This window comes from Zestomonas insulae (genome assembly GCF_016901015.1).
Classification (GTDB): domain Bacteria; phylum Pseudomonadota; class Gammaproteobacteria; order Pseudomonadales; family Pseudomonadaceae; genus Aquipseudomonas; species Aquipseudomonas insulae.
Genome location: NZ_JAFEUP010000001.1, coordinates 355,831 through 368,657, shown reverse-complemented (window position 1 = coordinate 368,657; position 12,827 = coordinate 355,831). Strand labels below are relative to the sequence as shown.

Annotated in this window: 10 protein-coding genes; 5 read left to right on the top strand and 5 right to left on the bottom strand. The window is 64.8% G+C overall.

The window, feature by feature from the left end; translation table 11 throughout:
• Positions 1–19 precede the first annotated feature (19 nt).
• On the top strand, positions 20–1,471 hold the full coding sequence (locus tag JQX08_RS01770) for a mannose-1-phosphate guanylyltransferase/mannose-6-phosphate isomerase (RefSeq protein ID WP_204914284.1): 1,452 nt from the start codon (positions 20–22) through the stop codon (positions 1,469–1,471).
• Between the two features lie 51 nt (positions 1,472–1,522).
• Here the strand turns inward: JQX08_RS01770 and acnA are convergent, their stop codons facing one another.
• Positions 1,523–4,261, bottom strand: a complete 2,739-nt coding sequence (acnA, locus tag JQX08_RS01765; protein ID WP_204914282.1) for an aconitate hydratase AcnA — start codon at positions 4,259–4,261, stop codon at positions 1,523–1,525.
• Between the two features lie 135 nt (positions 4,262–4,396).
• Between acnA and rlmM the strand changes: the two genes are divergently transcribed.
• On the top strand, positions 4,397–5,446 hold the full coding sequence (gene rlmM, locus JQX08_RS01760; protein ID WP_204914280.1) for a 23S rRNA (cytidine(2498)-2'-O)-methyltransferase RlmM: 1,050 nt from the start codon (positions 4,397–4,399) through the stop codon (positions 5,444–5,446).
• A gap of 139 nt (positions 5,447–5,585) precedes the next feature.
• Positions 5,586–6,383 (top strand): acyl-CoA thioesterase, encoded by a 798-nt coding sequence (locus tag JQX08_RS01755; RefSeq protein WP_204914279.1) that lies wholly within the window; start codon positions 5,586–5,588, stop codon positions 6,381–6,383.
• A 57-nt stretch (positions 6,384–6,440) separates the two neighbouring features.
• On the opposite strand, the gene JQX08_RS01750 is transcribed toward JQX08_RS01755, so the two are convergent.
• Positions 6,441–7,244, bottom strand: coding sequence for a TatD family hydrolase (locus JQX08_RS01750; protein ID WP_204914278.1), 804 nt, complete (start codon positions 7,242–7,244; stop codon positions 6,441–6,443).
• A gap of 226 nt (positions 7,245–7,470) precedes the next feature.
• On the opposite strand from JQX08_RS01750, the gene JQX08_RS01745 reads away from it, so the two are divergent.
• Both JQX08_RS01745 and JQX08_RS01740 read left to right on the top strand, forming a co-directional pair.
• Positions 7,471–8,892 carry an MltF family protein gene (locus tag JQX08_RS01745; protein WP_204914277.1) on the top strand — a complete coding sequence of 474 codons (1,422 nt, stop codon included), beginning with the start codon at positions 7,471–7,473 and terminating at the stop codon, positions 8,890–8,892.
• A 105-nt stretch (positions 8,893–8,997) separates the two neighbouring features.
• Positions 8,998–9,432, top strand: a complete 435-nt coding sequence (locus JQX08_RS01740; RefSeq protein ID WP_204914276.1) for a DoxX family protein — start codon at positions 8,998–9,000, stop codon at positions 9,430–9,432.
• A 57-nt stretch (positions 9,433–9,489) separates the two neighbouring features.
• Here JQX08_RS01740 and JQX08_RS01735 read toward each other — a convergent pair whose 3' ends face one another.
• The 3 genes from JQX08_RS01735 to JQX08_RS01725 form a co-directional block, all read right to left on the bottom strand.
• Positions 9,490–10,431, bottom strand: a complete 942-nt coding sequence (locus tag JQX08_RS01735) for a triacylglycerol lipase (RefSeq protein WP_204914275.1) — start codon at positions 10,429–10,431, stop codon at positions 9,490–9,492.
• 271 nt (positions 10,432–10,702) lie between these two features.
• Entirely contained in the window at positions 10,703–11,731 is a 1,029-nt protein-coding gene (locus JQX08_RS01730) for a lipase secretion chaperone (protein WP_204914274.1), read from the bottom strand.
• 65 nt (positions 11,732–11,796) lie between these two features.
• Positions 11,797–12,726, bottom strand: a complete 930-nt coding sequence (locus tag JQX08_RS01725; RefSeq protein WP_204914273.1) for a lipase family alpha/beta hydrolase — start codon at positions 12,724–12,726, stop codon at positions 11,797–11,799.
• Between the last annotated feature and the right edge of the window lie 101 nt (positions 12,727–12,827).

The window sequence follows — 12,827 nt, the reverse complement described above, 5'->3', positions numbered from 1 at the left end:
GGGTTCAAGGAGAGAAATCATGATTCCGGTCATCCTGTCGGGTGGCAGTGGCTCACGCCTCTGGCCATTGTCGCGCAAGCTCTATCCCAAGCAGTTTCTCGCTCTGGTCGGTGAGCAAACGCTGTTTCAGCAAACCCTGCAGCGCCTGACGTTCGACGGCATGCAGGCGCCGATGGTGGTGTGCAACCGGGAGCACCGTTTCATCGTCAACGAGCAGTTGGCGGCGATCAATGTGGCGCCGCAGGCCATTCTGCTCGAGCCGTTCGGACGCAACACTGCCCCCGCGGTGGCACTGGCCGCGCTGCAAGTGCTGGCCGAGGGGCGTGACGATCTGCTGTTGGTCCTGCCGGCTGATCACGTGATCGGCGACCGCGACGCCTTGCGCCAGACCCTCGAGATTGCCCGTGCCGCTGCGGAGGAGGGCGAGATGGTGCTGTTCGGCATCCCCGCGGCGCGTCCGGAAACCGGCTTCGGATACATCCGCAGCGCGGAAGCGGGCGAAGGCGATCTGCTAATCCCGGGTGCGCTGCGCGTCATGCAGTTCGTCGAGAAACCTGATTTGGCGACCGCCGAGGCGTTCGTCAAGGACGGTGGTTACTTCTGGAACAGCGGCATGTTCCTGTTCCGCGCCAGCCGCTATCTGGAAGAGCTGCGTGCCTACGAGCCGGACATCTACGACACTTGCGTGCTGACCCTGGAGCGCAGCAAGGCCAATGGCGGGGCGTTGACCATCGACGACAGCACTTTCGCCTGCTGCCCGGACAACTCCATCGACTACGCGGTGATGGAGAAAACCTCGCGGGCCTGCATGGTGCCGCTGGATGCCGGCTGGAGCGACGTCGGCTGCTGGTCGTCGCTGTGGGACGTGCATGATAAGGACTGCGACGGCAACGTGTTCAAGGGTGATGTGCTGAGCGAGGGCAGCTTCAACTGCTACGTGCACGGCAGCTCCAAGCTGGTCACCCTGCTCGGCGTCGACGACCTGGTGGTGGTCGATACCAAGGATGCGGTGATGATCGCCCACAAGGATCGCGTGCAGGAGGTCAAGAAGATGGTCGGAACCCTGGATGCCCAGGGCCGCTCGGAAACCCAGAGTCATTGCGCGGTGTACCGTCCGTGGGGCGCGTATGACTCGATCGACAACGGCACGCGCCACCAGGTCAAGCACATCACCGTAAAGCCGGGCGCGCAGCTCTCGTTGCAGATGCACCACCACCGCGCCGAGCATTGGATCGTGGTGTCAGGCACCGCCCAGGTGACCTGCGACGACAAGGTGTTCCTGCTCACCGAGAACCAGTCGACCTACATCCCGATAGCCTCGGTGCACCGCCTGGCCAACCCCGGCAAGATCCCCCTGGAGATCATCGAGGTGCAGTCCGGCAGCTACCTCGGCGAAGACGACATCGAGCGTCTGGAAGACGTCTACGGCCGCACTGAGCCGCTGGTCACCGCCAAGCTGCAGCCGCGTTGAGCCTCGGCACAGCAGTCATAGCCCGCAGCGCCGGGCTATGACTGCTGTGGCTCAGCCGGCAATCAGCTGGCGCAGCACGTAGTGCAGAATGCCGCCAGCCTTGAAGTACTCCACCTCGTTGAAGGTATCGATGCGGCAGAGCACTTCGAAACTGCTGCGGCTGCCGTCTTCTCGGTGAACTTCCACCGTGAGCGGCATCTTCGGGTGCAGCTCGACGCCATCCAGGCCGCAGATATCCAGGGTTTCCCTGCCAGTTAGGCCGAGCGTCTTGCGGTCCTGGCCGTCCCTGAACTGCAGCGGCAGCACGCCCATGCCCACCAGATTGGAGCGGTGGATGCGCTCGAAGCTCTCCGCGATCACCGCCTTGATGCCCAGCAGGTTGGTGCCCTTGGCCGCCCAGTCGCGGCTGGAGCCGGTGCCGTACTCCTTGCCGGCGACGATCACCAGTGGCGTCCCCGCGTCCTGGTAGCGCATCGCCGCGTCATAGATCGCCAGCTTGTCACCGCTCGGGATGTGCAAGGTGTTGCCGCCTTCTTCGCCGCCGAGCATCTCGTTGCGGATGCGGATATTGGCGAAGGTGCCGCGCATCATCACCTCGTGGTTGCCGCGCCGCGAACCGTAGGAGTTGAAGTCCACCGGCTCCACCCCGTGTTCGCGCAGATAGCGCCCGGCCGGGCTGTCGGCCTTGATGTTGCCCGCCGGCGAGATGTGGTCGGTGGTCACCGAGTCGCCGAGCAGGGCGAGGATGTGGGCGTGGTGGATGTCGCCGATGTGCGGGGGCGCGTCGGCGATATCCTCGAAGAACGGTGGGTGCTGGATATAGGTCGAATGCGCCTGCCAGACATAGGTGTCGGTCTGCGGCACCTGGATCGCCTGCCACTTCGCATCGCCGGCGAAAACTTCGGCGTATTCCTTGCGGAACATCGCGGTATCGACCTTGGCGATGGCCTCGGCGATCTCGTGCTGGCTCGGCCAAATATCCCGTAGGTAGACCGGCTGGCCATCGCTACCGGTGCCCAGCGACTGGGTGCTGATGTCGATGCGCACGTTGCCGGCCAGCGCGTAAGCGACCACCAGCGGCGGCGAAGCCAGCCAGTTGGCCTTCACCAGCGGGTGCACACGGCCTTCGAAGTTGCGGTTGCCGGACAGCACCGAGGCCACGGTCAGGTCATTCTGCTGGATGGCTTTCTCGATTGGCTCGAGCAGCGGGCCGGAGTTGCCGATGCAGGTAGTGCAGCCGTAGCCGACCAGGTCGAAACCCAGCTTGTCGAGGTATTCGGTCAGCCCGGCCGCGTTGAAGTACTCGGTCACCACCTTGGAGCCGGGTGCCAGCGAGCTCTTCACCCAGGGCTTGCGCGTCAGGCCCTTCTCGACGGCCTTCTTGGCCAGCAGGCCGGCGGCCATCATCACGCTGGGGTTGGAAGTGTTGGTGCACGAGGTGATGGCAGCGATCACCACTGCGCCGGTTTGCAAGCGATGGGTGACCCCTTCGTACTGGTACTCGGCGCTGATCTGATCCGCCGAGCCCACCGCAGTGCCACCGCCGCCCTCGTTGAGTAGTCGCGCGTCTTCCTTGGGCGTGGGCTTCACGGCGAGGTCGACCAATTCGTCGAAGGCCTTGCCCACCAACGGCAGGACGACGCGGTCCTGCGGCCGCTTGGGACCGGCCAGGCTGGCCTCGACGCTGTCCAGGTCCAGCTCCAGCGAGTCGGTGAACAGCGGCTCGTGCCCGGGCTCGCGCCACAGGCCCTGGGCCTTGCTGTAGGCTTCGACCAGCTGCACGCTGTTTTCCGGACGCCCGGTCAGGCGCAGGTAGCCGAGAGTGATGTCGTCGACCGGGAAGAAACCGCAGGTGGCACCGTACTCCGGCGCCATGTTGGCGATGGTGGCGCGGTCGGCCAGCGGCAGATCGGCCAGGCCGTCGCCGTAGAACTCGACGAATTTGCCGACCACACCTTTCTTGCGCAGCATCTGCGTGACGGTCAGCACCAGGTCGGTGGCGGTGATGCCCTCGCGCAGTTTGCCGTTGAGCTTGAAGCCGATCACCTCGGGAATCAGCATCGACACCGGTTGGCCAAGCATCGCCGCTTCCGCTTCGATGCCGCCGACGCCCCAGCCGAGTACGCCGAGGCCGTTGATCATGGTGGTGTGCGAGTCGGTGCCGACCAGCGTGTCGGGGAAGGCGAACGTTTCACCATCCTCTTCCTTGGTCCACACGGTGCGCCCGAGGTATTCCAGATTGACCTGGTGGCAGATACCGGTGCCCGGCGGCACCACGCTGAAGTTGGCGAAGGCGTGCTGGCCCCAGCGCAGGAAGCTGTAGCGCTCGCCGTTACGTTCCATTTCGATTTCGACGTTCTGTGCGAAAGCCTGCTGTGAAGCGAACTTATCGACCATCACCGAGTGGTCGATGACCAGGTCGACTGGCGACAGCGGATTGATCCGCTGCGGATCACCGCCGGCCTTGGCCATCGCCGCGCGCATGGCCGCCAGGTCGACCACCGCCGGCACCCCGGTGAAATCCTGCATCAGCACGCGGGCCGGGCGGTACTGGATCTCGTGATCGGAACTGCGGGTCTTCTGCCAGTCGACCAGGGCCTTGATGTCGTAGGCGCTGACAGTGGCGTTGTCTTCCCAGCGCAGCAGGTTTTCCAGCAGCACCTTCAGCGACATCGGCAGACGGCTGATGTCGCCCAGGCTCTTGGCCGCCTCCGGTAGATTGAAGTAGTGGTAGGTCTTACCTCCGACCTCGAGGGTCCGGCGGCTATTCAGGCTGTCCAGAGAGGGCATGCTTATCTCCTTGCTGGCCCGCACGGCACGGGCATGGCTTTCGGCTCGCAACTCTTCAAACTAGTTCCAAACTGGTGGTCCTGCCTGTTTGGCGGTACCAACTCGGCTATCATGCGCGACCTCAGGAGACGCTTGATGAACGCTTTGTTACTGCATTGCCGCCCCGGTTTCGAGGGCGAGGTCTGTTCGGAAATCAGCGAGCATGCCGCTCGCCTGGACGTTGCCGGCTACGCCAAGGCCAAGCCGAACAGCGCCTATGCCGAATTCATCTGCAGCGAAGCGGGAGGCGCCGAGCGCCTGATGCGCGGGCAGCGCTTCAATCGGCTGATCTTTCCACGCCAGTGGGCCCGTGGGCGCTTTATCGAGCTGCCGGAAACGGACCGCATCAGCGTACTGCTCGAGGCGCTGGCCGAGTTTCCGCTGTGCGGCAGTTTGTGGCTGGAGGTGTTCGATACCAACGATGGCAAGGAGCTCTCCAACTTCTGCAAGAAGTTCGAAGCCCCCCTGCGCAAGGCGCTGAGCAAGGCCGGAAAGCTGGTCGAGGACGCGCACAAGCCGCGCCTGTTGCTGACCTTCAAAAGCGGTCGCGAGGTGTTCCTCGGTCTGGCCGAAGCGAACAACTCGGCGCTCTGGCCGATGGGCATCCCGCGCTTGAAGTTCCCGCGCGAGGCGCCCAGCCGCTCGACCCTCAAACTGGAGGAGGCCTGGCACTTCTTCATTCCCCGTGAGCAGTGGGACGAGCGCCTGTCGGACGAGATGACCGGGGTCGACCTCGGCGCCGCGCCCGGCGGCTGGACCTACCAACTGGTGCGTCGCGGCATGCTGGTCACAGCGATCGACAACGGGCCGATGGCAGAGAGCCTGATGGACACTGGCCTGGTGCAGCACCTGATGGTCGACGGCTTCACCTGGAAGCCGAAGCAGATGGTCGACTGGATGGTCTGCGACATCGTCGAGAAGCCGGCGCGCAATGCCGCTCTGCTGGAAACCTGGATCGGCGAGGGTCTGTGTCGCGAGGCGGTGGTCAACCTCAAGCTGCCGATGAAGCAGCGCTACGCCGAGGTACGGCGTCTGCTCGAGCGCATCGAGGACGGCCTCAAGGCGCGTGGCGTCAAAGCCTCGATCGGCTGCAAGCAGCTGTACCATGACCGCGAAGAAGTGACCTGCCACCTGCGCCGTCTGTGAGGGGCTGCCGCTCTAGCTAGAGAGTTGCGCTATATCGCCCCATTTCCCTTCCTGATTGGCGTGAATAGCCTTTAGATCGGGTTTCTTTGACCGCCCGCGATCCCCTACCATCGCAGCCATATCCTGTGTCGAGGTTGTGATGAAATTTTCCGAAATGATGCAAGCGGTGCGCAGCAATCCGCAGAGCGTGGTGGTGCCGGGCTCCTGGGGTCAGGGCCGGGCCGGCTTCGGCGGGTTGGCGGCCGCGCTGGTCTACGAAGCGATGCGCGCCAAGGTGCCGGCTGGTCGGCCGGTGCGCTCGCTGGCCATCACCTTCGTTGGGCCGCTCGCCGTGGATGTGCCGGTCACCCTGGAAGCCGAGGTGCTGCGCGAGGGCAAGGCGGTCAGCCAGGTGCTCGGTCGTGCGGTGCAAAACGGCCAGGTGGTGACTCTGGTGCAGGGCAGTTTCGGCGGTTCGCGTGAGTCGGCGATCGATGTGCCGAGCGAGCCGGCCCCGCTGATGAAGTCGGTGGCCGAGTCGCAGGAGCAGCCGTTCATCAAAGGCGTGATGCCGGAGTTCCTGCAGCACCTCGGGATGCGCTGGGCCGTAGGCGGCATGCCGTTCAGCAACACGCCGAGCCGGGAAATGGGTGGCTGGGTGGCGTTTCGCACCGAGACCGAAGAGCGTCAGGTGGATGAGTCCGACCTGCTGGCGCTGGTCGATACGTGGCCGCCGACCACCTTGCCGTACCTGCGTGCGCCGGTGCCGGGCAGCTCGCTGACCTGGACCATCGAGTTCGTCCAGCCGGTGGCGCGGGCCACCACCAAGGATTGGTTCCAGTACTTGGCGGTCATCGATCACGCGCGAGACGGCTACGGGCATGCCGCGGCCAAACTGTGGAGCCCCAGCGGCGAGCTGATGGCGATCAGCCGGCAGACCACCACGGTATTCGGTTAAACCGCACCGACTGGAGGAGGGCGCCGCCAGAGCCGGTGGGACGTCTGACTGTTCGCGTTACAGCACCGGCAGGTCGAAGAATCGTCGTGCACAGGCCGTGGTATGCGCGGCCAGTTGCTCCGGGCTTTCGCCGCGATGGCGCGCCACTTCGTGCAGCACCTCGATAAGGAACGCCGGCTCGTTGTGGCCATGCCTGGGCTTCGGCCGCAGGCTGCGCGGCAGCAGATAGGGCGCGTCGCTCTCCAGCATCAGGCGGCCTTCGGGAATTTCGCGCATCAGCGGATGCAGGTGCGTGCCGCGGCGCTCGTCGCAGATCCAGCCGGTGATGCCGATATGCAGGTCCAGGTCCAGATAGCCGAACAGCGCGCGCTGATCGGCGGTGAAGCAGTGCACCACCGCTGCCGGCAGGCGGTCGCGGAAGTCGCGGAGGATCTCGCGCAGGCGCTGGTCGGCTTCGCGTTCGTGGAGAAACACCGGTAGCTGCAATTCGACGGCGAGGGCGAGTTGCTCCTCCAGGGCCTTTTCCTGCGCGGGGCGCGGCGAGAAGTCGCGATTGAAGTCGAGGCCGCATTCGCCCACCGCGCGCACGCGCTCTGCCCGCAGCAGGGCGCGCAGGCTGTTGCCGGTAGCGGCGGTCCACTCGCTGGCATCGTGCGGGTGCACGCCTGCGGTGCAGAACAGGCGTTGACCACTTTCGTCCAGGCGATGCGCCAGCTCTAGGCTGGCCTCGCTGCCGGCCAGGCTGGTGCCGGTCAGTACCAACTGGCTGACACCGGCGTCATAGGCGCGCTGCAGCGTATTTTCGAGCTGCTTGGCAAAGCTGGCATGGGTCAGGTTGACGCCGATATCGATGAGCTGCATGGTGATGCCTCAAGACGGGCGGGCAGCATAGCAGAGCGTATCTGCATCGTAAAAATACGTTAAATAACAATAGTTTATTTGTATCTCTTAAAGTCGAATGGGCGCAAAGGCTGGCATCTGGCGGTCGGCTATGCGAACCTCCGCGCCCCGCGCTCGGGAACCGAACCGCTGCGCAACGCTCTCAGTCGATCGGTCACCTTGCGACCGATCCGCCCCTGGAGACTCGATGACGCGACTGCTGTTGATTCTGCTCTGCCTGCTGACGTGGCTGCCGATGCCGGCCAACGCCAGCCTGATCGGGCCGCCGGAAACCTGGCAGCGAGCAGGCAGTGCACGTGATCTCGCGCAGATTCGACGCAGCGGCGAGCTGCGGATACTGGTCAATCAGAGCCGGCACAGCTCTGGCGAAGTAAAGGGCCAGAGCATCGGTGTCGAACACCACCGCCTGCAGGCGTTCGCCCAGTACCTGAATCGCAACTCGCGCGACGGCAGCACCGTCGATCTGAAGATCATCCCCAAGGCCAAAGACCAGCTGCTCGCCGCCTTGCAGCGCGGCGAGGGCGACCTGGTGGCGCCAGGCGAGCTGCTCACCGCCCGCAATGGCCAGGACGTGGTCGCCGCCGAGCCGTTTCGCAGCAACGTGCCGCTGGTCATCGTCAGTCGCCAGGGCGATCGGCGTTATCAGCGTCTCGAACAACTGGCCGGGCGTAGCCTGTTGCTACCCGCCGGCAGTGCCGCGGCCGAAGCGCTGCGCAGCGTCAATCAGCGTCTCGCCCAACGCAAACTCGCGCCCATGGCGGTGGAGTGGACCGATCCCAGCTTGGCGGTAGAGGACGTGCTGGAGATGGTTCAGGCCGGCATCTTTCCGCGCACCGCGGTGGAGCTGCCGATTGCCGAGCGCTGGGCCAAGGTCATGCCCAAGCTGCGCATCGATCGCCAACTGGTGTTGACCGACGACGGCGACATGACTTGGTTCGTTCGTCGCGACGCGCCGATGCTGCGCGCCAGTATCGGTCGCTTCCTCAAGACCTATCGCGCGCCCAACGATCAGGACGCCGATTTCCAGCGGGTCTACCGGCGCCTGTACCGCGTGCACAATCCGCTCGGCCAGGCCGACCGCAAGCGTCTGGAGAAGCTGCGCCCGACCCTGCAGCGCTACGCCGATCAGGTGAAGTTCGACTGGCTGACGCTCGCCGCACTGGCCTTCAAGGAGTCGACCCTCAATCCTGCGGCGCGCGGCGCTTCGGGCGCCACCGGGCTGATGCAGATCACCCCGGCGGCGGCCCGCAGCGTCGGCGTCGGCAATGTCCAGGCCCTGGATGGCAACGTGCAGGCCGGCGCCAAGTACCTCGCCATGCTGCGCCGCAACTACTTCAGCAGTGCGCGGATCAATGAGCGCGAACGCATGGCGTTCGTCCTGGCTGCCTACAACCTCGGCCCGGAACGCGTGCAGGGGCTGCGCGCCGAAGCGCGTCGCCGTGGCCTGGACAGCAATCAGTGGTTCTTCCAGGTGGAGCGAATCGCCATGGAGCAACTGGGCATGGGCGTGGTCAGCTACGTCAGCGCGGTGAACAAGTACTACCTCGCCTACGATCGTGAGCGGTACTGGTTGGAGCCGCAGAAGAAGGCCGTCAGCTCGCGCAATTAATCGAAGTATCCGATTCGTATGTCGGGATTTTTGCGCTTTTATGATCGAAAACTACCGATAAACTAGCCTCCATTCCAACTCATCACCCAAAAGGAACCTGGCCTCATGAACAACTCGCTCAAAGCAATCTTCGCCACCCACGCCGGCCTCGGCATCACCCTGCTGCGCGTGGTCACCGGTCTGACCTTCGCCGCGCACGGCTCGCAGAAGCTGTTCGCCTGGTTTGGCGGCTACGGCCTGGCCGGTACCGGCCAGTGGATGGAAAGCATCGGCATCACCCCGGGCTACCTGATGGCCCTGCTGGCCGGTAGTGCCGAATTCTTCGGCGGCCTGGCGCTGGTGGTTGGCCTGCTGGTGCGCCCGGCGGCCGCTGCGCTGATCGTGGCGATGCTGGTGGCGATTGCCAGCGTGCACTGGGCCAACGGTTTCTTCATCACCGCCAACGGCTTCGAGTACGCCATGATCCTCGGCCTGATCAGCGCGGTGCTGCTGATCGAAGGCGCCGGCAAGCTGTCGCTGGATCGCCGCATCGCCAGCTGAGTCTGACGCCGCAAAACAAAAGCCCGCATCGTGCGGGCTTTTGTTGTTCGGGGCGGCTTACAGGCCGGCGGTCTTCAGCCGGTTGGCCTGCTGACGGAACACCGTGACCGGATCGGTCTCGAACAGGCTGGTCAGGCCGAACGTCTGGTTGACCTCATCGAGGTGGTTCATCCGGTAGTTGTCACGAATCACTTGGCCGAGGTGCGAGCTGCAGCGACCGACCAGGCCGTCGTTGGCTTCGCTGAAGGTCAGCGAACTGGCGCCAAGCAACGTATCGCTGACGTCCAGGGCATTGGTCAACGGACTGGTGCCGCCCCAGGAGTAGTAGCGCACGCCGCTGACCGTGTAAGCACCTTCGCCGCAGGCGCTGGTCGGGACGCCTTGCGGGAATTTGGCGTTGAAGCGCGCGGCGCCGGCGCTGTTCAGCGATTCCAGCGAGCCCAGGGCGTTCTGTGGCGTGGTGCTGGGGCTGGTGGAGAGGAAGTTGATCAGCGCGCCGAGGCCGTTGACGATGCCGGCGACAATGGCCTCGCCGCCCGAGCCCGGCGGGATCTGGCGCAGGAAGTCGGCAGTGGCCGAGCCTTTGTGCGGGCTGCCGACACTGGTCACCGAGGCGATCAGGTCCGGGCGTACGCCTGCCACATAGCGGGCGGTGGGGCCGCCATGGCTGTGGCCGACCAGGTTGACCTTGGGTTTTCCGCTGATCGCGACGATTTCCTCGACCTGCGCCAGCAACTGCTCGCCGCGCGCCTCCGAGGTGTCCAGCTGGCTGACTTCGGTGATGTACACCTTGGCGCCGTCGGTGCGCAGCGCGCTAGGGATGCCGTACCAGTAATTGATGCCGAGAATGCTGTCGAAGCCCAGCATGCCGTGGGCGAGGACGATCGGATACTTGGTTTGCGTATAGCCAGTGGAGCCGAACAGACCCGCTTCGGCCTGGCTGCTGAATGCGAAGGCAGTGCCAAGGCACAGGGCGAGCAGAGTGTTGTTCTTGTTCATGTGTGCTCTCGTGGGTGGATGAGGTCCCGGGTGCGCTTCCATGCCCCGTCGATCCAGGCGTGTCCTTCAACCTGGCGGAAGAGAGGGCAGGAAGCATGCCAGCTGCCAATGGCATGGAGAGCGAGGGCTCTGGAGCGAGCCCTGTAGGGAAGTTCGGACGAACGTGCTGGGATCGTCGGCTGTTACGGGGTGAAACCGCAGGTATCGCCGCAGTGTGGAGGGTTACTGGTTGGCTGGCGTGGCAGTTCGCCAGCCCAGCCGAAAGTAAGGGTCAGCTCTGCGGCTTGTTCAATTGCTCGGCGGCCTCCAGACGCAGGCGTTCCTGCGCATTGAAGCCTTCCTCGGCGAGACGCTTGATTGCGGTCTGCTTGTCGACATCGCTCAGACCCTGCTGCGCTTCGATCCGCGCCTTCTCGGCGCTGTAGGTGCTGAGGCGCTGTTTCCACGCGGCACGCTCCTGATCCAGGGCTTCCAGGCGGGTGGTGGCGTCGTTGCCGACCAGCTGCTGGCGCAGCGCACGGATCTGCTCCGGGCTGGCGCCTTGCGCTTCGAGTTCCTGCGTGCGGCTGTGCAGCTCGCTTTGCAGCGACGGCAGCACGCTGTCCTGCAGCGCCTCGGGCAGGCTCTCGCGCAGGCGATCGATCGCCTCGCCCTTGGCGCTGTCGTCCAGCTTGTCATCGCGACTGATGGCCAGGCGTTCGAGGTTGAAGCGGTTGTAGGCCTCTTCCAGGGCGAAGAATGCTTCATGCGCCTCCGGGCTGAAGATTCGCGCACGCAGCTCGTGGACGGCGGCCTCGCGGCGGCGGATGGCGTCGAGATCGGCGAGCACCGGCAGGTCGCGCTCCAGCAGCACCAGCTCGCGCTTGTAGGCGAGGTATTGCTCGAGCAGCGCCTGCGCCTGGCTTTGCGCGGGCTCGTCGAGCACCGCGGCGATGTAATCCTGCAGGCGGCGAATGCTGACTTTCAGTGGTTCTTCACCGATGGCGCTGAGGAAGTAATCGAACAGGTTGCGGATTTCCTGGCTGATGATCAGGTTGCCGGCAGCGTCGACGCGCAGCTGACCATCGATCTCGGTGCCACGGAACGACGGCGGCAGCGCGGCGACGCCGGTCGGCAACGTGGCGGCTGGCGCCCGGTCGACGGCGGCGGCGGGCGCGGGCTCCGGCGCGGTGCTCACGGTATCGGCGACTGGCGCTGCCGCTGGGATTGCCGGTGTGGGCGCGGGGTCCGCTTGCCAGTACAGCAGCAGTGCAACGCAAGCGAGGAAGGTCACAGGGAGCAACAGCAGCAGTTTTTTCACGGAGAGGTCTCATTCAGCTCTGCGACGAAGGAGTGGAGGCCCGAAGGCCTCCACCGGATAGCGCGTTACAGCCCGGCGTTCTTCAGCCGGTTGGCGTGCTGACGATACACGGTGAGCGGGTTGGTTTCGAACAGGCTGACCAGGCCGAAGTTATGGTTGATTTCGTCCAGGTGGTTCATGCGGTAGTCGTCGCGGATCACCTGGCCCAGGTGCGAGGAGCATTTGCCAATGGCACCGTCGCTGGGCGCGCCGTTGAAGGTCAGCGCGGTGGTGCCCATCACCGGGTCGCTGACATCTGCGACATTGGTCAGCGGGCTGGTGCCACTCCAGGAGTAGTAGCGCACGCCGTTGACCGTGTAGGCGCCTTCGCCGCAGGCGCTGGTCGGTACGCCTTGCGGGTACTTGCCGTTGAACACCGCCATGTTTGCCGGGGTGATGTCCGCGCCAGCGGCAGCGGCATCCTGCGGTGTCATGCTGCCGGAGAAGAAGCCGATCAGCGTGCCGAGTGCGGTGAGCAGGGAGTCACGCAGCGGCGCTGCGCCTGGCGCTAGATCGTTGAGCACCGCCGCGGCCTCGGAGCCCTTGTTGGCCCCGCCGACGGTGGAAACCGAGGCGACCAGGTCCGGACGGATTGCCGCAACGTAACGGGCGGTCGGCGCGCCCTGGCTGTGGCCGATCAGGTTGACCTTGGCTTTGCCGGTAATGGCGACGATTTCCTGCACTTGGGCGAGCAGCTGTTCACCGCGGACTTCGTTGCCGTTCTGTGCGCTGACCGACGACAGGTAGACGGTGGCGCCGTCGCTTTGCAAGGCGGCAGGCACGCCGTACCAGTAGCTGACCCCGAGAATGCGGTCGAAGCCCATCCAGCCGTGGCCGAGCACGATCGGATACTGGGTCTTGGTGTAGTTGGTGTCGAAAAGGCCCGCCTGGGCCGTGCCCGCGGCGGTCATGCCCAGCGCCACGCAAAGCGCTACCAAACTTTTGTTCTTATTCATATGCACTCTCGCTAGCTATTTTTTTATTGTGTCGAGCCTGCAGTGCGTCCCTTCTGGCTTCCCATGGTCAGTCGTTGACCCGGGGGCGTGCCAGCACGAGG